The organism is Amycolatopsis sp. NBC_00345, assembly GCF_036116635.1.
GTDB lineage: Bacteria > Actinomycetota > Actinomycetes > Mycobacteriales > Pseudonocardiaceae > Amycolatopsis.
This window is the reverse complement of the sequence record NZ_CP107995.1, coordinates 9,610,256-9,629,286: the sequence shown is the minus strand read 5'-3', so window position 1 is coordinate 9,629,286 and position 19,031 is coordinate 9,610,256. Positions and strand designations below refer to the sequence as shown.

21 protein-coding genes are annotated in these 19,031 nt (G+C 70.4%); 12 read left to right on the top strand and 9 right to left on the bottom strand.

Features of this window, described 5'->3' with window-relative positions:
- Positions 1–221: 221 nt before the first annotated feature.
- The 7 genes from OG943_RS44025 to OG943_RS43995 all read left to right on the top strand — a co-directional run bounded on the left by OG943_RS44025 (position 222) and on the right by OG943_RS43995 (position 7,330).
- Positions 222–2,453 (top strand): terpene synthase family protein, encoded by a 2,232-nt coding sequence (locus OG943_RS44025; RefSeq protein ID WP_328606789.1) that lies wholly within the window; start codon positions 222–224, stop codon positions 2,451–2,453.
- Between the two features lie 83 nt (positions 2,454–2,536).
- Complete coding sequence (locus tag OG943_RS44020) at positions 2,537–3,328, top strand: MBL fold metallo-hydrolase (RefSeq protein WP_328606788.1); 792 nt, start codon at positions 2,537–2,539, stop codon at positions 3,326–3,328.
- Positions 3,325–3,915 carry a DedA family protein gene (locus tag OG943_RS44015; protein WP_328606787.1) on the top strand — a complete coding sequence of 197 codons (591 nt, stop codon included), beginning with the start codon at positions 3,325–3,327 and terminating at the stop codon, positions 3,913–3,915. Before OG943_RS44020 ends, OG943_RS44015 begins: the two co-directional genes overlap by 4 nt.
- Positions 3,912–6,041 (top strand): phage holin family protein, encoded by a 2,130-nt coding sequence (locus OG943_RS44010; RefSeq protein WP_328606786.1) that lies wholly within the window; start codon positions 3,912–3,914, stop codon positions 6,039–6,041. The genes OG943_RS44015 and OG943_RS44010 overlap by 4 nt, the downstream gene beginning before the upstream one ends.
- Positions 6,038–6,274: a glutaredoxin family protein gene (locus tag OG943_RS44005; protein ID WP_328606785.1), complete on the top strand. Its 237-nt coding sequence runs from the start codon at positions 6,038–6,040 to the stop codon at positions 6,272–6,274. Before OG943_RS44010 ends, OG943_RS44005 begins: the two co-directional genes overlap by 4 nt.
- Complete coding sequence (locus OG943_RS44000) at positions 6,271–6,477, top strand: putative acetyltransferase (protein ID WP_328606784.1); 207 nt, start codon at positions 6,271–6,273, stop codon at positions 6,475–6,477. Before OG943_RS44005 ends, OG943_RS44000 begins: the two co-directional genes overlap by 4 nt.
- A 94-nt stretch (positions 6,478–6,571) precedes the next feature.
- On the top strand, positions 6,572–7,330 hold the full coding sequence (locus tag OG943_RS43995) for a methyltransferase domain-containing protein (RefSeq protein ID WP_328606783.1): 759 nt from the start codon (positions 6,572–6,574) through the stop codon (positions 7,328–7,330).
- Here OG943_RS43995 and OG943_RS43990 read toward each other — a convergent pair.
- Entirely contained in the window at positions 7,305–7,919 is a 615-nt protein-coding gene (locus OG943_RS43990; protein ID WP_328606782.1) for a TetR/AcrR family transcriptional regulator, read from the bottom strand. The genes OG943_RS43995 and OG943_RS43990 overlap by 26 nt on opposite strands.
- Before the next feature lie 102 nt (positions 7,920–8,021).
- Here OG943_RS43990 and OG943_RS43985 point away from each other — a divergent pair, with 102 nt between their 5' ends.
- Together OG943_RS43985 and OG943_RS43980 are read left to right on the top strand one after the other, a co-directional pair.
- The gene (locus OG943_RS43985) at positions 8,022–8,948 is read left to right on the top strand and encodes a PDR/VanB family oxidoreductase (RefSeq protein WP_328606781.1); all 927 of its coding nucleotides are present in this window, start codon (positions 8,022–8,024) and stop codon (positions 8,946–8,948) included.
- On the top strand, positions 8,941–9,615 hold the full coding sequence (locus OG943_RS43980; RefSeq protein WP_328606780.1) for an MSMEG_1061 family FMN-dependent PPOX-type flavoprotein: 675 nt from the start codon (positions 8,941–8,943) through the stop codon (positions 9,613–9,615). The genes OG943_RS43985 and OG943_RS43980 overlap by 8 nt, the downstream gene beginning before the upstream one ends.
- Before the next feature lie 77 nt (positions 9,616–9,692).
- Here the strand turns inward: OG943_RS43980 and OG943_RS43975 are convergent, their stop codons facing one another.
- From OG943_RS43975 to OG943_RS43950, 6 genes are all read right to left on the bottom strand, one after another.
- Positions 9,693–10,484 carry a TetR/AcrR family transcriptional regulator gene (locus OG943_RS43975; RefSeq protein WP_328606779.1) on the bottom strand — a complete coding sequence of 264 codons (792 nt, stop codon included), beginning with the start codon at positions 10,482–10,484 and terminating at the stop codon, positions 9,693–9,695.
- An 88-nt stretch (positions 10,485–10,572) separates the two neighbouring features.
- A complete protein-coding gene (locus OG943_RS43970) occupies positions 10,573–11,076 on the bottom strand; it encodes a hypothetical protein (protein ID WP_328606778.1) in 504 nt (167 codons plus the stop codon).
- Between the two features lie 208 nt (positions 11,077–11,284).
- On the bottom strand, positions 11,285–11,479 hold the full coding sequence (locus tag OG943_RS43965) for a ferredoxin (protein ID WP_328606777.1): 195 nt from the start codon (positions 11,477–11,479) through the stop codon (positions 11,285–11,287).
- Between the two features lie 19 nt (positions 11,480–11,498).
- Entirely contained in the window at positions 11,499–12,710 is a 1,212-nt protein-coding gene (locus OG943_RS43960; protein ID WP_328606776.1) for a cytochrome P450, read from the bottom strand.
- Positions 12,711–12,860: 150 nt separating this feature from the next.
- Positions 12,861–13,487, bottom strand: coding sequence for a TetR/AcrR family transcriptional regulator (locus OG943_RS43955; protein ID WP_328606775.1), 627 nt, complete (start codon positions 13,485–13,487; stop codon positions 12,861–12,863).
- Positions 13,488–13,564: 77 nt separating this feature from the next.
- A complete protein-coding gene (locus OG943_RS43950; protein ID WP_328606774.1) occupies positions 13,565–14,269 on the bottom strand; it encodes an SDR family oxidoreductase in 705 nt (234 codons plus the stop codon).
- A 99-nt stretch (positions 14,270–14,368) separates the two neighbouring features.
- Here OG943_RS43950 and OG943_RS43945 point away from each other — a divergent pair, with 99 nt between their 5' ends.
- The gene (locus OG943_RS43945) at positions 14,369–14,860 is read left to right on the top strand and encodes a winged helix-turn-helix transcriptional regulator (RefSeq protein WP_328606773.1); all 492 of its coding nucleotides are present in this window, start codon (positions 14,369–14,371) and stop codon (positions 14,858–14,860) included.
- A gap of 189 nt (positions 14,861–15,049) precedes the next feature.
- On the top strand, positions 15,050–15,625 hold the full coding sequence (locus tag OG943_RS43940; protein WP_328606772.1) for a snapalysin family zinc-dependent metalloprotease: 576 nt from the start codon (positions 15,050–15,052) through the stop codon (positions 15,623–15,625).
- Between the two features lie 93 nt (positions 15,626–15,718).
- Here the strand turns inward: OG943_RS43940 and OG943_RS43935 are convergent, their stop codons facing one another.
- On the bottom strand, positions 15,719–16,393 hold the full coding sequence (locus OG943_RS43935) for a winged helix-turn-helix transcriptional regulator (RefSeq protein ID WP_328606771.1): 675 nt from the start codon (positions 16,391–16,393) through the stop codon (positions 15,719–15,721).
- A 51-nt stretch (positions 16,394–16,444) separates the two neighbouring features.
- Between OG943_RS43935 and OG943_RS43930 the strand changes: the two genes are divergently transcribed.
- Positions 16,445–16,864 (top strand): DUF1761 domain-containing protein, encoded by a 420-nt coding sequence (locus tag OG943_RS43930; protein ID WP_328606770.1) that lies wholly within the window; start codon positions 16,445–16,447, stop codon positions 16,862–16,864.
- 8 nt (positions 16,865–16,872) lie between these two features.
- Here OG943_RS43930 and OG943_RS43925 read toward each other — a convergent pair whose 3' ends face one another.
- On the bottom strand, positions 16,873–18,936 hold the full coding sequence (locus tag OG943_RS43925) for a fibronectin type III domain-containing protein (protein ID WP_328606769.1): 2,064 nt from the start codon (positions 18,934–18,936) through the stop codon (positions 16,873–16,875).
- Positions 18,937–19,031 lie beyond the last annotated feature (95 nt).

Sequence of the window (19,031 nt, the reverse complement as noted above, 5' to 3'; positions counted from 1 at the left end):
CGGCGCGAGAGGTCCCCTCGCTCGCAACCGCACCGATGATCTTCACCTTAGAGCGACGGAACAGCACCCCGAACCGACCGCGCGGTGACCTGCGCTGGGCCGCTTGGGCGACGGGGCCGGCTCGTTCGGGTAGTCGCGCGCCGCGGGGCTTCCGGCGCGCGGGCGGGTTTGGTTGCCTCACGGGGCCCGCACCCAACGACAGGGAAGGCCAGGGAAGCCGCGTGCAGCCGTTTGTTCTGCCCGAGTTCTACATGCCGTATCCGGCCAGGCTGAACCCGTACCTGGAGGGCGCGCGGGAGCACAGCAAAGCCTGGGCGTACACGATGGACATGATCGACGTGCCCCAGCACGGCACGGTGATCTGGGACGCCCGCGACTTCGACTCCCACGACTACGCGCTGCTCTGCGCCTACACCCACCCGGACGCGGGCGCGCCCGAGCTGGACCTGGTCACCGACTGGTACGTCTGGGTCTTCTACTTCGACGACCACTTCCTCGAGTTGTTCAAGCGCACCGGCGACATCGACAGCGCACGCGCGTACCTCGACCGGCTGGCGCTGTTCATGCCCGTGACGGGCGAGATCACCGAGAAACCGGAGAACCCCGTCGAGCGCGGGCTCGAGGACCTGTGGAACCGCACCGTGCCGTTCCGGTCGGCGGGCTGGCGGCGGCGGTTCGTCGAGAGCACCCGGAACCTGCTCGACGAGTCGCTGTGGGAACTGGCGAACATCAACGAGGGCCGCGTTTCCAATCCGGTCGAGTACATCGAGATGCGCCGCAAGGTCGGCGGCGCGCCGTGGTCGGCGAACCTGATCGAGCACTCCGTGCACGCGGAGGTGCCGGACGCGATCGCCGCGAAGCGCCCGATGGAGGTGCTGCGCGACTGTTTCGCCGACGCCGTCCACCTGCGCAACGACCTGTTCTCCTACCAGCGCGAGGTGGAGGACGAGGGCGAGCTGTCCAACGGCGTGCTGGTGTTCGAGAAGTTCCTCGGCTGCTCCACGCAGGAGGCCGCGGACGCCGTCAACGACCTGCTGACCTCCCGCCTGCACCAGTTCGAGCACACCGCGCTCACCGAGGTGCCGGGGCTGTTCGAGGAGCACGGCGTGGACCCGGCCGGGCGCACCGAGACGTTCGCCTACGTCAAGGGCATGCAGGACTGGCAGTCCGGTGGACACGAGTGGCACCTGCGCTCCGGCCGGTACATGAACGAAGGCGCGCTGGAACAACGCGGCGGGCCGGAGCTGCTGGGCGGCCCGGCGGGCCTCGGCACGTCGGCGGCGCGGATCTTCTCTTCGCTGGCCGCCACGGCGCCGCAACGGATGCGCAGTTTTCAGCACAAGCCGTTCGAGCCGGTGGGGCCGATCGACCGGCCCGAGATCTTCATGCCGTTCTCGCTGAAGCTGAGCCCGCACCTGGACCAGGCGCGGGAGAACATCGTCGGCTGGTCGGAAGCCATGGGCATCCTCGACGGCGTGGTGTGGGACGAGCACAAGCTGCGCGCGACCGACCTCCCGCTGTGCGCCGCGGGCATCCACCCGGACGCGACGCCGGAGCAGCTGGACCTCACCAGCGGCTGGCTGACCTGGGGCACTTACGGCGACGACTACTACCCCGTCGTCTTCGGCACGACCGGCAACGTCGCGGGCGCGAAGGCGATGACGGAGCGCTTCAAGCTCTTCATGCCGATCGACGACGAGCCGATGCCACCCCCGTTGAACGCACTCGAAACGGGGCTGGCCGACCTCTGGCGCCGCACCACCGCGACCATGGCCCGGGATTTCCGGCAGACGTTCCGCAAGACCATCGTGGACATGACCGACAGCTGGGTCTGGGAACTCGGCAACCAGATCCAGAACCGCATCCCGGACCCGATCGACTACGTCGAGATGCGCCGCAAGACCTTCGGCTCGGAGCTGACCATGAGCCTGTGCCGGATCGGCCACGGCCGCTCCGTGCCGCCCGAGATCTACCGCACCCGCACCATCCAGGCCATCGAGCATTCGGCGATGGACTACGCGTGCCTGCTCAACGACGTGTTCTCGTACCAGAAGGAGATCGAGTACGAGGGCGAGCTGCACAACGCGGTGCTGGTGGTCCGGAACTTCCTGGACATCGGCGAGCAACCGGCCTTCGAGGTCGTGAACAACCTCATGACCGCCCGCATGCAGGAGTTCCAGCACGCCGTCGACGTCGCCCTGCCCATCCTGTTCACCGACTACAACCTCGAAGACGCCGCCCGCAAAACCCTGCTCGCCTACACCGAGGAGCTGAAGAACTGGCTCTCCGGCATCCTCAACTGGCACGAGCGCTGTCACCGCTACACCGAGCCGGAACTCAGCTACCGACCCATCGCCGCCACCCCCGTCGCCCCGGCCACGCACCCGTTCAGCGGGCCGACCGGCCTCGGCACCAGCTCGCTCAAGATCGCTTCGCTCCTGCCCACCCCTTAGCCCCGGGCCCGGCGGGAACCCGACAAGGTGCGACCGGCCACTCCACCGGGCATTTCCCTGCCAACCAGGTGATACTCGGAACCGTGACCGGCCTCAACCTGCACTTCCTCGGCCACGCGACCACGCGGGTCGAACTCGGCGGTCGCGTGGTCCTCACCGATCCCGTGCTCACGTCCCGGGTCGGCCCGCTCACCCGGGTGGCCCCGCTGCCCGACGCGGCCGCCTGGTCCGACGTCGACCTGGTGCTGATCTCGCACCTGCACGGCGATCACCTCCACCTGCCGTCGCTGCGGCTGGTGGGCCGGCGGACGCGGATCGTGGTCCCGCGGGGGGCCGGGCACTGGCTCGCGAAGCGGGGTTTCCCGAACGTCGAGGAGCTGTCCCCGGGCGAGACCATCACCAACGGCGACCTCCGGGTCACGGCGACCGAAGCCGTCCACTCCGGCCACCGCTGGGGACCGAGGCTCACGCACGGACCGCAGAGCCCGGCGCTGGGGCACCTCCTCGAAGCCGGCGGTGTGCGCGTCTACTCGGCCGGCGACACCGACCTGTTCGACGGCATGGCGGACCTCGCGCCGCTCGACGTGGCGTTACTGCCCGTCTGGGGCTGGGGACCGAACCTCGGCCCGGGGCACCTGACACCCGAGCGCGCGGCGGAAGCGGCGAAGCTGCTTCAGGCCAACGTGATCATCCCGGTGCACTGGGGCACGCTGGCCGTGCCCGGGATCCACCGGACCGCGCGGATGCGCAAGCTGCTCGTGGAGCCGCCGCGCACGTTCGCGGCGGAGGTGTTCAAGGCGGGCCTGCCCACCGAGGTGCTGCTGACCCGCCCCGGCGCCGAGGTCGCGCTGCCCCTGCCCGAGGACCGGGTGTGAACTGGTCCGACCCGTCGGCGATCGGCTACCCGGCGCTGTTCGGCGGGGTCCTGCTGGGCTCGGTGATCCCGATCGTGCCGACGGGCGCGGTCGTCGGCGCCGCCGCCGCGGTCGCCACCACCACCGACCACCTCTCGCTGCCGCTGGTGATCGTGCTCGCGGTGCTCGGCGCGTACCTCGGCGACGTGCTGACGTTCGCCGTCCCCCGGTTCGGCAGCGAGGCGCTGCTGCGCTGGGTCGAACGCCGTCAGCAGGCCGACCGGCTCACGAAGGGCCGCGAGCAGTTCGCCCGCCGCGGCTGGCAGCTCGTGGTGATCGGCAGGCTGGTGCCCGCCGGGCGCATCCCGGTGCTGCTCGCCGCGGGCACGCTGAGCTACCCGTGGCGGAAGTTCCTGCCCGCGAGCCTGGTGGCCTGTGTGCTGTGGGCCGTCGCCTACTCACTGCTCGGCATCATCAGCGGCGGCATCTTCGACTCGCCGCTCATCGCCACGTTGCTGGCCACCGTGCTGGTGCTGCTCGTCACCGTCGCCATGACGCTGATCAGCAAGCTGCGCCGGAAACCGGAGCGGACTGGAGGACCCCGGTGACCAACCCCGAACCCGGCAAGGGACGGCTGCTGCAAGGCGGCCGCGTCGTCGCCCGCGTGATCCTGGTCTGGGCCGCGGTCACCGGCGCGCTGCGCCTGCTCGACCTGTGGCTCGACGGGTTCTCGATGCAGTCCTGGTGGCAGCCCACGGTGTGCGCGCTGATCCTCGGCCTGCTGACGTCCGTGGTCTGGCCGCTGGTAGTCCGGATCGCGTGGCCGATCGCGTACTTCACCCTCGGCGTCGGCACTTTCCTGCTGTTGAGCGCGGCGACGCTGGCGATCCTGCAGGCCGTGCCCGGCGTCGAGCTGCACAGCTTCAGCGCGGCGGTGATCGTCACGGTCACGATGTCGGCCGTCGGCGCGGTGATCTCCAGCCTGCTCGCGGTCGACGAGGACGAGATCTTCTTCCGCCGCGCGGCCCGCCGCCGTCGCCGGCACAGCCCGGACGCCGACCTCGCCGAGCAGCCGCCGGGCGTGATCTTCCTGCAGATCGACGGCCTGGGCTACGACACCGTGCGCCGTGCCGTGCGCGACGGCGACATGCCGACGTTCGCCGCCTGGCTGGGCCAGGGCACGCATTCGCTCACGCGCTGGCACACCGACTGGAGCTCGCAGACCGGCGCCAGCGTGTGCGGCATCCTGCACGGGTCGAACCACGACATCCTCGGCTTCCGTTGGTACGAAAAGGATCGCGACCACGTGATGGCGTGCGCGCACCCGACCGACGCGGCGGAGATCGAACGCCGCCACACCAACGGCCGGGGCCTGCTCTCGGGTGACGGCGCGAGCCACGGCAACCTGTTCTCCGGCGACGCCGAGCACGTCAGCCTCACCATGAGCTCGATCCCGGTACTGGTGCCGCGCACCTTGCGCAGCCACAAGCGTGACCGGGTCGGCGCCGGCTACCGCGCCTACTTCGCGAACCCGGTGAACGTGCTGCGGACGTTCGGCGTGGCACTGGTCGACGTCTTCCGCGAGCTGTCCGCGGCCGCCAAGCAGCGCCGCGCCGGCGTGATGCCGCGGATCCCGCGCGGCGGCTTCTACCCGCTCGCGCGGCCGGGCACCACGGTGATCGCGCGCGACGTCGTCGTGTCCGCGATCATCGGCGACATGCTGGCCGGGCGGCCCGTGGTGTACGCCGACTTCCTGGGCTACGACGAGGTCGCGCACCACTCCGGCATCGAGCGCTTCGACACCCTGGAGGTGCTGCGCTCGATCGACCAGCAGTTCGCGCGGCTGCAGCGGGCGAGCCGGATCGCGCCGCGGCGCTACCACATCGTCGGGCTGTCGGACCACGGCCAGACCCAGGGCCAGGCGTTCGTCGACCGGTTCGGCGAGACGATGGAGGCACTGGTCGGGCGCCTGTGCGGCGGCGATTCCGTGGCCGAGCCGGGCAAGCGGCGGCAAGCGGAGAGCTGGCAGGTGAACGCGGCGCTGGCCGAAGCCAGCCTCACCGGCGGCCTGATCGCACGCCGGCTACGCGGCCGCGTCGAAAGGGCCGAAGGCGCCGAAAACCGGCCGCGCACCACCAGCGGCTCCCCCGGCGCGGTCACGCGCGTGGCGCCTGGAGTGGTCGCTGTCGTGTCCGGGCACCTGGCGATGGTGTCGTTCACCGAGCACGAAGGCCGGGTCGAGCTGGAGACCATCGAGCGCGAGTACCCGGACCTGCTGCCCACCCTGGTCGACCACGACAGCGTCGGCTTCATGCTGGTGCGCAGCTCGGAGTTCGGGCCCGTGGTGCTGGGCCGCGACGGGCTCAAGCGGCTCGCCACCGGCGTCGTGATCGGCGAGGACCCGCTGGCCGACTACGGCCCGTACGCCGACGAACTGGTCAAGCGCGTCGACTCCTTCCCGCACTGCGCGGACGTCATGATCAACAGCCGGTACGACCCGGAGTCCGACCAGTCCTCGCCGTTCGAGCGGCACGTCGGCTCCCACGGCGCGCTCGGCGGGCCGCAGCAGCGTGGGTTCATCGTGCACCCGCGGGAGTTCCCGGCGCCGGGCGAGCCGGTGGGCGCCGAGGCCGTGCACCACGTGTTCCGTGACTGGCTGACGTTCCTCGGGCACCCGGAACCCGGTGCCACCGAAGAGAAATCCACTCCCGTCCCCTCGGAGGTCGTGTCATGAAGCCAGTGGTCTACGGCGCCGGCTGGTGCCCGGACGTCAAGCGCAGCCGCGCACTGCTCGACGCTGAAGGCGTCGCGTACGACTACGTCGACGTCGAGGCGGACACCAAGGCCGAAGCGCTGGTCCGTGAGCTGCAGGGCGGGCCGCGCCGCATCCCGACCATCGTCTTCGGCGACGGCACCCACCTCGTCGAGCCGAGCGACGACGAGCTGACCGCGCACCTGTCCCGGTGACCCCGCTGACGGAGCTGCCGCTCGGCACGCGCGTCGTCGTGCGCTACCGCATCGAAGGCGGCTTCACCGACGCGCTCGGGCCGCTGCGCGAGCGCGACGCCGTCACCTGCACGGTGGAGACGAAACGCGGCCTCGTGGTCGTCCCGCTCGACGCCGTCGTCGCCGCGAAACCCGTGCCGCCGCCACCGGTGCGGCGTCGCTGAAACCTCCGTTAAGGCCTCCTTACCCGCGTAGAACGCGGGTAAGGAGGCCTTAACGGATTTGCCGCCGTCCGGCCCCGGCTGTGACGATCGGGTCATGACACGCGCGTTCGAGGAGCTGGTGGCCGAGGCCTCGGCCGTTTCCGTGGCGGGCTGGGACTTCTCCTGGCTCGACGGGCGGGCCACCGAGCAACGGCCGTCGTGGGGCTACCAGCGGCTGATCGGTGCCCGGCTCGCGCACGTCGAGTCCGCTTTGGACATTCAGACCGGCGGCGGCGAGGTGCTGGCCGGGGTGCCGGTGCTGCCGCCGCTGACCGTCGCGACCGAGTCGTGGCCGCCGAACCTGGCGAAGGCCGCCGCGCTGCTGGAGCCACGGGGCGGGGTGGTCGTCGCGGACACCGACGAGCCGCCGCTGCCGTTCCGCGCCAACGCGTTCGAGCTGGTGGTCAGCCGCCATCCCGTGACGGTGTGGTGGGACGAGATCGCGCGGGTCCTGCGTCCGGGCGGCGCCTACCTGTCCCAGCAGGTCGGCCCGGGCAGCGTGTTCGAGCTGGTCGAGTACTTCCTCGGCCCGCAGCCACCAGAGGTGCGCCGGGGGCGTCACCCCGACGACGCCCGAGCGGCCGCCGAACGCACCGGGCTCGAAGTCGTCGACCTGCGGCCCGAGGAGCTGCGGACCGAGTTCTTCGACGTCGGCGCGGTGATCTACTTCCTGCGCAAGGTGATCTGGATGGTGCCGGGCTTCACCGTCGAGGCTTACCGGCCCCGGCTGCGCGAGCTGCACGAGCGGTTGCGCGACGGGCCGTTCACCGCCACCACCACCCGATTCCTCATCGAGGCCCGGAAGCGGACGTGAGGATCAGGTCGAGGCCGAAGGTGAACCGGTCATCGAACCGGTCGTTGGCCTCGCGCAGCAGCACGCGCCGGAGGTGCGGGTACGGCTCCAGCATCGACGGCGATTCGAAGTGCAGCTTCGGCGTCTCCGCGCTGCCCTGCTCCTCCACGACCAGGCCGATCGCGAAGTAGACGATCGTCCAGCAGGTCCAGTTGGCCTGGCGGTCGTCGAGGCCGAGGCCGGCCAGCGCGCCGATCAGCGCGTCCGCCGTGCCGAGGGTGCCCGGCCCGGCGGTGAACGTGCCCGCGACCACCCGCCCGCCGTCGCGGTGGGCCAGCAGCGCCGCGCGGTAGCGGTGAGCCAGCTCGACCACGCGTTCGCGGGAGTCCTCGGGCAGGCCGCGCAGGTCGATGCTGTCCAGGATCGCGTCGGCCATCAGCTCACGCAGCCGCGCCTTCGTCTTCACGTGCCACAGCACGGTGTTCATCCGCACGCCGAGCTTGCCCGCGACCGCGCGCAGGCTCGTGGCCTCCAGCCCGGACTCTTCGAGCACGTCGAGCGCCACCCGCACGATGTCGGCACGGCGGTCCGGGGCGGCGGAAGTGGTCACCGGCCGATCGTAGGTGGTCGGCGCCACCTTGCCAGCCACTTGGTCAGTGACCTACATTGAACCCAGGCCTACGTTGGTCAGTGACCAAGAAGGGAGACGGCCATGGAGCTTCCCGTGACCGCCCGGCAGCTGCGCTGGGAAGCGGCCGGCGTCGTGTCCGTCGAGCTGGCGCGCGAGGACGGCGGGGCGCTGCCCGAGTGGCGGCCCGGCGCGCACGTCGAACTCGTGCTGCCGACCGGCATCAGCAGGCAGTACTCGCTGTGCGGCTCGCCGGACGACCGGTCGAGCTACCGCATCGGCGTGCGGCGGGACCCGCGCAGCCGCGGCGGTTCGGAGTACGTGCACACGTTCCTGCGGCCCGGGCAGACGGTGCGGATCCGGGGCCCGCGCGACAACTTCGGGTTCAGCCGCGCCGAGGAGTACCTGTTCATCGCGGGCGGCATCGGGATCACGCCGATCCTGCCGATGGCGCGCCAGGCCGCCGAGTGGGGCGTGCCGTGGCGGCTGGCGTACGGCGGGCACACGGCGGACTCGATGGCCTTCCGCGCGGAGCTGGAAGCATTGGGCCCCTTCGGTTTCCACGCGTCGGACCGGACCGGGCGGCTGCCGTTGACGGAGCTGCTGGAGGAACCGCGCGGCGCGGTCTACGCGTGCGGTCCGGAGCCGCTGCTCGAAGCCGTCGAAAAGGGGACGGCGCACTGGCCGGCCGGCTCGCTGCACCTGGAGCGGTTCAAGCCGCGGCCCCGTCCGCCCCGGCCCGACACCGCAGTCGAGGTCGTGTGCGCGCGATCCGCGCGGACGGTGCCGGTGCCCGCCGACCGGAGCGTCCTGCGCGCGTTGGAGGACGCCGGGCTGCCGGTCGAGGGCTCGTGCCGCGAAGGCGTGTGCGGGACCTGCCGGACGAAGGTGCTCGAAGGCGTCCCCGACCACCGCGACGACATCCTGTCCGAAGACGAGCAGGCGCGCGGCGACGTGATGTTCCCGTGCGTTTCCCGCGCGCTGACCCCGAAGCTGGTGCTTGATGTCTGACATCCCCGCCCGCACGGCCGCCGACGACTACGCGTCCATCGACCACACCCGGCTGCGCGAGATCATCGGCCAGCCGATGCGGTTCATCGCGGAGAAGAAAGAGCCGGCGCTGGGTGAGTTCCTGGTGCGGTTCATCGCGCACAGCACGTTCTTCTGCCTCGCGACCACCGACTCGGAGTCCAATTTGGACATCAGCCCGAAGGGCGACCCGCCGGGCTCGGTGAAGGTGCTGGACCCGTGGACGCTCGCCCTGCCGGAGCGGCCGGGCAACCGGCTGGCGGACTCGTTCGAAAACATCCTGCGTAACCCGTCGGTGGCACTGCTGTTCTTCGTGCCGGGTATGCGGGAAACCCTGCGGGTCAACGGCCGCGCCACCGTCTCCGACGACCCCGCCCTGCTGCGGCAGCTGAGCGCGGGCGGCAAACCGGCGCTGCTGGCCACCGTCGTGCGCGTCGAGGAGGCCTTCACCCAGTGCGGCAAGGCCCTGATCCGCGCCCACCTCTGGGAAGGCGACGACCGCGGCCTCACCGAAGCCCTCACCCTCGGCGGCGGCTTCTACAACCTGATGATCGCCCAGGAGGCCGCCAAGATGGCCGACGCGCTCGGCGGCGTGGTCGGCTCCATCCGGGAGATCGCGGAGGAGGACTACCGGGCCAACCTGGTCTGACCGGTGCCGCCGCCGCGACGGACCCTGAAGGCCACCTTGAGGGCATGTACGTCCCTGAAGGTGGCCTTCAGGGCAGGTCAGGACTGCCGCGCGATGGCCGTTTCGATGCCGTCCAGCAGGAGTTCCACGCCGGCGTCCAGGCTGAGCCACGCCTCGCGTTCCAGGTAGGACCCGGTGTCCGACGGGGCGGGCGGCGGGGTCTGGCCCTCGCCCAGGCTCGCGACCAGCGGGTACCGGTCGGCGAAGTCCGGGACCAGCTCGCCCAGCAACGCCGAGCGCGAGTACCACCAGTCCTCCTCCGACCGGCCCGTCTCGCGCGCGGCCTGGCGGGATTCGGCGGCGATCTGGACCGAGCCGCGCACGACGTGGAGCAGCGCGCCGAAGATCCGGCGCACCCGGGCGGCCGGCAGCCCCGTCGCCAGCAGCACGCGCAGCAGGACCTGCTGCATCCGGAACTCCCCCGGCCCCAGCACCGGCCGCGCGTACGACACCTGCAGCAGCCACGGGTGCCGCAGGTGGAACTCCCCCAGCTCACGCGCCAGCTCGACCATCGCGGGCCGCCAGCCGGACGACAGGTCGTGGTCGTCGCGCAGCTCGCCCAGCACGTGGTCGTACATCAGGTCGATCAGCTCGCTCTTGCCGGGCACATAGGTGTAAAGCGCCATCGCGGTGCGCCCCAGCCGGTCGCCGACCGCGCGCATGGACAGCGCCGCCATGCCGTCGGCGTCGGCGACCTCGATGGCGGCGGACACGATGCGGGCGACGCTCAGCCCCGGCTTCGGCCCAGGCGCCGTCCTGGCCGCGACACCCGTGCGCCACAACAGCTCCATCGAACGGCGACCGTCCCCCTGCCCGGCGAACACGACCACGGACGGCTCCTCACCCCTCGAACGACTCCTTACAGGATAAGGGAAGGGGTGACGGTGTTCAGAAGCCCGCCGTTCAAAATCCCGCCGTTCAAAATCCCAGTGTGGCGGCAGTCAGCACGTACTTGCCCTGCAGCAGCTCACCGCGCATCTCCGGGGTGACGGACCGGGTGACGCTGGTGAAGGTGGCCGGAGCGGCGGCCTGCAGGGCGGAGGCGAAGGTGCTCACGCTGGGGTCGACGACGAGGCTGACGGTCGGCGTCTGCGTGGGCGAGTAGCGGTTGACCGCGCCGACGTAGCCGAAGATCGAGCCGACGACGCCGGCCGCGGCGGCCGCGTCGGCCGGGCAGGTGGCGCCGGGAGCGGCCGGAAGCGAGACGGTGGCCTTCTGGAACGCCTTCGAGGCCGGGGTGGCGGTCGCGTTCGGGTCGCTGCCCATCCCGCTGACGATGGTGTCCACATCGGAACGCAGCTGCTCCGTCACCGCGCCGACGGCGGCACAGCGCGCCGGTGACGGCGGCATCGGCGCGATGGACGCGGAAGCCGGCCCGGCGGCACCCGCCAGCAGCGCCGGGCCGGCGAAAAGCACAGTCACACAACGACGAATCGACACGGCGGGAGTTCCCTTCCCCGGCAACAGGACGAGTCACCCTAGCCAGGACGGGCCCGGCCCCGACATTCCCCGGACGAGCGTCACCCCACCGGGAAACCTGCGGCAGGGAGGAGCCCCGAGAAGCCGCCCCATTCAACACAGTGGACGGACGACCACGAAGGGCCGCCCGTCCACCGGGAACGGCTACCGCTCAGTCGGCCAGCTCGATGGCCAGCGCCGGGCAGATCTGGGCCGCTTCACGGACCTGCTCGTGCAGCTCCGCGGGCGGGTTCTCCTGCAGCAGCACGACGACGCCGTCTTCCTCGCGCTGGTCGAACACCTCCGGCGCGGCCAGGACGCACTGTCCCGCCCCGACGCACCGGTCCTGGTCGATGAGCACCTTCATGACTTTCCTCCCGAACGAATCACCAGGTCACGGGAAGCGCGTGCAACCCGTAGACAACCATGTCGTGCTTGAACTTCAGCTCCTCGACCGGCGCGGCCAGCTTGAGCGTCGGGATGCGGCGGTACAGCGTGCTGTACACGACCTGCAGCTCGACCCGGGCCAGCGGCTGCCCCAGGCACTGGTGCACGCCGTACCCGAACGCCACGTGGTGGCGCGCCTTGCGGGTGACGTCGAGCTTGTCCGGGTCCGGGAACGCCTTCTCGTCACGGTTCGCGATGTCCGAGGCGGCGATCAGGCCGTCGCCCTTGCGGATCTCGTGTCCGCCGATCTCCATGTCCTCCAGCGCCACGCGCCGCCGTCCGGTGTGGACGATGGTGAGGTAGCGCAGCAGCTCCTCCACGGCGTTGGCGACGAGCGCGGGGTCGCCGTCGCGGACCGCGGCCAGCTGGTCCGGGTGCTCCAGCAGCGCCGCGGTGCCGAGCGCGATCATGTTGGCCGTGGTCTCGTGGCCCGCGACGAGGAGCAGCTGCCCCATCGCCGCGACGTCGTCCACGGTCATCGCGCCGGTCGCGACCTGCTCCGTCGCGAGCCGGCTCAGCACGTCGTCAGCCGGGTCGGTCAGCTTCTGCTTGACCAGCCCGCCGAGGTACGCGAGCAGCTCCTCCAGCGCGGCCAGCGACTCCGCCGGCGGAGTGTCCTTGGAGATCAGGACCTTGCTGACCCGGTGGAAGAACGCGCGGTCCGCGTAGGGCACGCCGAGCAGCTCGCAGATCACCAGCGACGGCACCGGCAGCGCGAAGGCCTGCACCAGGTCGGCGGGCTTCGGGCCGGCCAGCATGTCGTCGATCAGGTCGTCGACGATCTTCTGGATCCGCGGCCGCAGCCGCTCCATCTTCTTCACCATGAAGTCACCGGTGAGCAGCCGTCGCTGGGCGCCGTGCTCCGGCTCGTCCATGGTGATGAACGCCTTGGCCCGCTTGCGGCGCGCCGCGATGCCGGGCGACTGCGGCGGATAACCGGCCTTCGAGGTGTCGGCACTGACCCGCGCGTCGGCGAGCATCGCCCGGACGTCTTCGTAGCGCGTGAGCAGCCACGGCTCGCTGCCGTCCCAGATCTTCACGCGGGACACCGGCTCGTCGTGCAGCCGGCGGTCGAGCTCCGGCGGCGGGTCGAACGGGCGGCGCCCGCGCACCATCGGGAACTCGGGCGCGTCGGACAGGGCCTCCGACATTTAAGCCTCCTACACAGAGTCACCAAACGATTGTTCGGACACTTACTGAACACATGTTAGGCAATCTGGTGGAGAGTTCGCCACCCTGGCGACGTAGATCACCAGTACGGCCGAGAACAGGCGGTGCGAAACGGGAGAAAACGCCCTGGATCAGGCGAAAACGAGCGAGACGAGCTCGTCGACGAACGGCAGCACCGTGGCCGCGCTCGCGCGCCGCGGCGAGTTGTGGAACAAGGCGACGCGGCCGTGTGCGCAGACGAACGCGAGCACGCCGGCGCGCTCCGCCGGAACCCGCAGCGCGTGGCCGGCGGCGTCGCAGCGCGCGAACCCGGCGGAGAGCAGGTCGACGATGCCCGGCAACGAGGCCGTCGGCCGCGCCTCGATCGAGGACCGGGTGGCACCGTTGGCCGTCATCAGCCGGTAGTGGCCGGGGTTGTCCATGGCGAACTGGCAGTAGGCGTGGACCAGCGCGCGGACCCGGCCCATGGCGTCGTCCGGGTCCTCACTCGCCTCGGCGGCCTCCATCGCGGCGCGCAGCCGGGCGAACTCGTACTCCACCAGCCCTTCGACCAGCGCGGACCGGTCGGTGAAGTGCTGGTAGATGCTCGCGGGGGCGATGCCGACGGCACGCGCGACGCCGCGGATGGTCAGGCCGTCCTCGCCGCCGAGCTCCGAGAGCAGGCGACTGGCCGCGTCGAGGATCTCCCCGCGCAGCCGGTCACCCTCACCCCACCTGTTGCGGGTGCGAGGGGCGCTGACCTCGACCTCTTCCGACACGCCCCCATTCTTACCGCTTACCCGGCCGCACCGTGGGTCAGCCCCGCCGGGTGCCGCGAAAGGAGTATCCGGTCCCGTCAGGACACCAGCTGTGGGTACTGCCCGGCGAGATCACCCGACAGCCCGGCCCGCACGCGTCGGCTGACCTCGTCGGCGACGACCTCGAAGTCACCCTTCTCGACGCCGTCCAGCGCCTGAGCCGCGACGTCCGAGGGATCGGCCTTCGGACCGTCGACGTGGGCCGCCATGTCGGTGTCCATGTAGCCGACGTGCAGCGCGGTGACCTGTGTGCCCTGGTCCTGGAGTTCGATGCGCAGACCGTTGGTGAGCTGCAGCCCCGCGGCCTTCGCGGCGGAGTACGCGGCCACGCGCGGCGCGGTGAACCACGAGAGCACCGACAGCACGTTCAGGATCGCGCCGCCGCCGTTGCGGTTGAGCACCGGCGCGAACTCGCGCGCCATCACCAGGGTGCCGAAGTAGTGGGTGTCCATCTCAAGCCGGGCGTCCTCGAGCGAGCCGCCGAGGAAGGACGCGCCGGTGGACGAACCCGCGTTGTTGACGAGCAGCGTCACGTCGCCGGCCAGCTCGGCCGCGGCGCGCACCGACGCGGGGTCGGTGATGTCGAGCTTGATCGGCACGACGCCCGGCAGGTCGACGGACTCCGGGTTCCGCGCGGCGGCGTACACCTTCGCGGCGCCGCGCTCCAGCAGTTGCGCGGCGAACCGGCGGCCCAGACCGCGGTTCGCGCCGGTGACCAACGCGACCGATCCCTTGATCTCCATGAAGATCGACTCCTTCTGACTTTCTAGTAGCAAGCTAGCCAGCGACGACGGTACGGCGTAAACTTGCTTGAAGCAAGTCAGCAGGGGGAAGGAGATCCGATGGGCCGTCGAAGCGACTGGACCGGCACGCCCTGTCCCACCGCCCGCGGCGCCGACGCGCTCGGCGAACCGTGGACGCTGCTGCTCCTGCGCGACGCGCACGCGGGCGTCACGCGGTTCGAGCAGTTCCGCGCGAGGCTGGGAATCGCGGACAACGTGCTCTCCGCGCGGCTGGCCCGGATGGTCGAAACCGGCCTGTTCACGCGCGTGCCGTACCGCGATGGCGGCCGGACCCGGTACGAGTACCGGCTCACCCCGGCCGGCGCCGACACCCTGCCGATCCTGCACGCGATCGCTGCCTGGGGCGACGCGCACACGTCGTCACCCGCCGCCTCGGAGCCGATGCGGCTGGTGCACACGCCGTGCGGGCACTCGACGCGCCCCGGCGAGACCTGCGACCACTGCGGCACCGCGATCGAGCGGGCCGACCTGCGCCTGGTCGAAACCTGGCAGCACCACCTCGACTTGCCACTGGCCGAGCCGGTCGGCTGACCCATGCACGGATGAGCATGTCAACCCGGGGAAGGTGTTGGGAAATCACCATTTGCCGGACAGTACGAAAGTCGGGTCACAAAAGGGCGGAAACTGCCTAGATTTGCCTCTGCGCGCGCAAATCAGGCAAATCTCCGCTCTGTCTCCCCCCATCCCCATCCCCATCCCCCTCCCCCGAGGAGCTTTCCGATGTCGAGGAAGTTTCTGCTGTCCGGCGCGATCGCACTGGCCTTCGCCGCCGCCCCGCTGGTCTCCGGCACGGCCACCGCCGCCCCGGCCACCGGCCAGCAGGCCGCCGCGGTCACCACGGTGTACTACAGCACGTCCGGTGCCCCGACCTTCCGCTCCGCCATCAACGCGGGCGCGGCCAACTGGAACAACTCCGTGACGAACGTGAAGCTGGTCGAACGGTCTTCGGGCGCGTCGCTGCGCTACACCGAGGGCAACGACCCGCGGGGCTCCTACGCCCAGACCGACGGTCACGGCAGCGGCACCATCTTCATCGACTACGCCCAGGCGCAGCAGTACAACCAGACCCGCATCACCGCGCACGAGACCGGCCACGTGCTCGGGCTCCCCGACCACTACTCGGGCCCGTGCTCGGAGCTGATGTCGGGCGGCGGCCCCGGCCCGTCGTGCACCAACGCCCTGCCGAACTCGCAGGAGCGCTCACGCGTGAACTCCCTGTGGGCCAACGGTTTCCGCGTCGACATGACGGCGCCGCAGCAGCGCATCTACGAGGAGCTGCCGGTACTGACCCACTGAACGCGGTGACGTGAACGGGGCCGGCTCTCGTGAGCCGGCCCCGTTTTTCACTGCTCCCCCGTTTTTCACTGCTCCCCCGCTTTTCCGTGCTCGTCAGTCACCGTTGGCCTGTGGAGTCACGTCCGCACGAGCAGGGACGAACGCGGTTCGGAGGACGTTCGAGTCGCCCCGGAACTCGCCGGCGGCGACGGCCTGCTCGATGCTGATCGCTCCAGTGGCCAGACCGACGACCACGTCGGGAGCGGCAGTGAGCACCGAGGCCGGATCCCGATCGGGCACGAATGCGCTCGGACCGTCTTCGTCGACTCTCAGGACCATGAGGAAGCCGTCCGTCTCGATGCCGAGCTCGACGGGAGGAGCGGCGGTCGCGCCTCGGAGCAGGGCGGGAAGCGCCAGGGTCAGCCAGCGCGGCTGGAAGGCGTCGTCGCCCTGGCCGGTGGCCAGCAGCGGCGCGCCCCACCGGCCGAGCGCCTCCATGGGCTCTCGCAGCCCCGCTCCCCATGGAGTGAGGGCGTAGCCGACGCCCGCGCCCTCGAGACGCCGCTCGACGATCCCGTTCACCTCCATGGTCTTCAGCCGCTCGGACAGGAGGTTCGTCGCGATGCCCTTGAGCGAGGTCTTCAGCTCTGTGTAGCGCATCGAACCCGGCAGCAGCTCGCGCACGATGAGCAGCGTCCACCGGTCGCCGACGACGTCCAGAGAGCGCGCGAGGGCGCAGAACTGCCCGTAGGAGCGCGGACCCTTGGCCTTCTGATTGACTTTTTCCATCGCACTTGATTATATCAACCGCGCGGGAGAGTGTCGAGCAGGGGAGATTTCGTGGAGCTGAGCATCAGCTGGCCGGCCGTCGTGGCCGCGATCGTGGTCGGCATGGCGATCGCCTGGGTCTGGTACAGCGACTGGGGGCTGGCCGGCGGCGTCTGGCGGAAGCTGACCGGGGTGACCAAAGAGGACTCCGCGAGCGGCGGCAAGGGGCCGTTCATGGTCCTGGTGGCGTCGATCGTCGTCACCGCGCTGGCTCTCGCAGCCGCCAGCTCCATCGCGTCCGGCTTCTTCGGCACCGGCTCCTTCTGGGTCGCCCTGGCGGTCGGACTCGTGGCGTGGCTCGGCTTCTCGCTGTCCACTCTGGCGCAGCACAACGGCTTCGAGCAGAAGCCGGTTCGGCTCACTGTGCTCAACAGCGCCTATCAGCTCGTGCTGTTCCTGGGCATAGCGGTCCCGATCGGGTTGCTGCAGTAGCAGTAGCCCTAGACGGTGATCTGGTCGACGTCGAACGCGCTGTCGCCGGGATTGCCGAAGACGACCTGGTTGTCCCCGGCCATCAGGTGCACCGGCACCGTGATGGCCCGGGCGGTGCTCCAGTCGTTGTCGTTGCTGCCGGGCACCGGCAGGTTGAACGCGCTGCCGTTCACCGTGACCACGGCCGAGCGGCTGGTGTCGCCGTCGACGTAACCCAGCCGCACCAGGTAGGTGCCTTCCTTGGCCGCCTTGATGTTGTTCATCGTCAGCTGGCCGCTGCCGCCGACGTAACCGACCTTCTTGCCGCCGGAGCAGGTGCAGTCGAAGACGGACGCGCCGCCGCTCAGGCTGCCCGCCTCCGCCTCGTAGACCACCGGCCCGGTCGCCGCGGGCGTCACGTACGACACGGCGGTGCCCGGCGCGGAACTGCGGCCGAACCGGTCGCGGGCCACCACCGTGAAGCCGTACGAGGTCGAGGGTTTGAGGCCGCCCACCGTCACGCTCGTGCCGGTCACCGAAGCGACCTTCCGGCCGCCGGCGAACACGTCGTAACCGGTGGCCCGATTCCCCGAACCGTCCCAGGCCAGCGAGATGCTGGACGGCGTCGAAGCAGTGCCGTGGACGACGGCCGGTGCCGGGAGCAGCACTGGGTTCACCGGCGTGAGACGCAGCAGCTTCGAGCCGTGCGCCGGCAGGGTGGCGCTGAAGGAACCGTTCTGTGGCCCCAATTCCTGATGACTCCACAGGTCGCGCGCCTTCGCCGTGCCGGTGAGGCCGAAGTCGCCGAAGTCCGCGGTCACCTTCGCCGGCGCCGAACCGAGGTTGAACAGCGCCACGGTGTAGCTGCCGTCGGCGTTGCGGGCGTACCAGACCTGCTGGTCGCTCTTCTGGCTCACCGGCTTGGCTGGCACCCCGGCCTGGTCGACGGCGATGACCTCGTCGTTGGTGAGCAGCTTGACGCCGTAGTCGTCGAGCTGGGTCAGGTCGTCGCCGAGGTACAGCGGCGCGGATTCGATGGCCCACAACGTCATGTAGCTCTGCCGCTCGGCTTCGGTGATGCCGTCCATCTTGCCGCTGCCGACGTCGAGGGAGTCGAGGTTGTTCCAGTGGCCGGGGCCGGCGTCGGGGATGTACTGGACGACGTCGTTCCAGCGGCCCTTCACCGAGTTGTTCCAGGTGACCAGGGTGTCGCAGTAGCACTCGACGTCGGTGTCGATGCGCCAGCCGTTGGCGTTCGGCTTCCACACGTCCATCCGGTCGTGGCTCAGCGACCAGGACAGGATGAACTCGATCGGCCGCCCGGTCTTCTTCAGCGCCGCGGACCACGCCTTCACGTCGGCGGTGTTGTCGTACTGCGCGCCGCCGCGGAACGAGCCGGGGCCGACGCCGTCCAGCTTCAGGAAGTCCACGCCCCAGCTCGCGAGCAGGTTCGCCTCGGACTGGATGTACGCCTGGGCGCACGGGGTGGCGAAATCGATCTGGTACGACTGGTTGTCCCAGCCGCTGGTCTGGCGCAGGTCGGGGTAGACGAGGTCACGGGTGTGGCAGCCGGTGGTGCCGAAGATCGGGGAGTTGCCGGCGTTGTAGGCCTTCATGTCGAGGCCGACCGCGAGGTAGGAGCCGAGCTTCAGGCCCTTCCGGTGCACGTAGTCGGCGACGTACTTCATGCCGTCGGGGAACTTCTTGGCGTCGACGACCGGGCGCGCGTACTGGTCGAAGGAGCCCAGCCAGCCCGCGTCGAGGTTGAGGTGGTCGTAGCCGTGCTGCTTGAACTTCGCGGCGAGGATGTCGGCCTGCTGCAACACGTTCTTCTCGGTCAGCCAGCTGGCCGAGCCGGTCGGGTTGACGCCGGGGTAGTTCGTGGACTCGAGACTCCAGCTGCTCCAGCCCATGTAGGGCTTCTGCGCCAGCTGGGCATCGGGCCGTGCCGCGCTTGGCTCAGCTGGGACCGGTGCCGGGGCCGGCGCCGCCGAGGCGGCCGGGATCTGGATCGCCGACAGCATCAGCACCGACGCGGCGAGGACGCTGAACTTCCGCCTCCCGGCCCTGCCCGATGTTGGCCTGACAACCATGGCCGCTCCTTTGCGGTCGGACCTCGTAACTCCGTGCACAAAGATCCGATGAATGAGCCGCCACGTCTACCGGCCGCGAACACGGGCGGAATTAT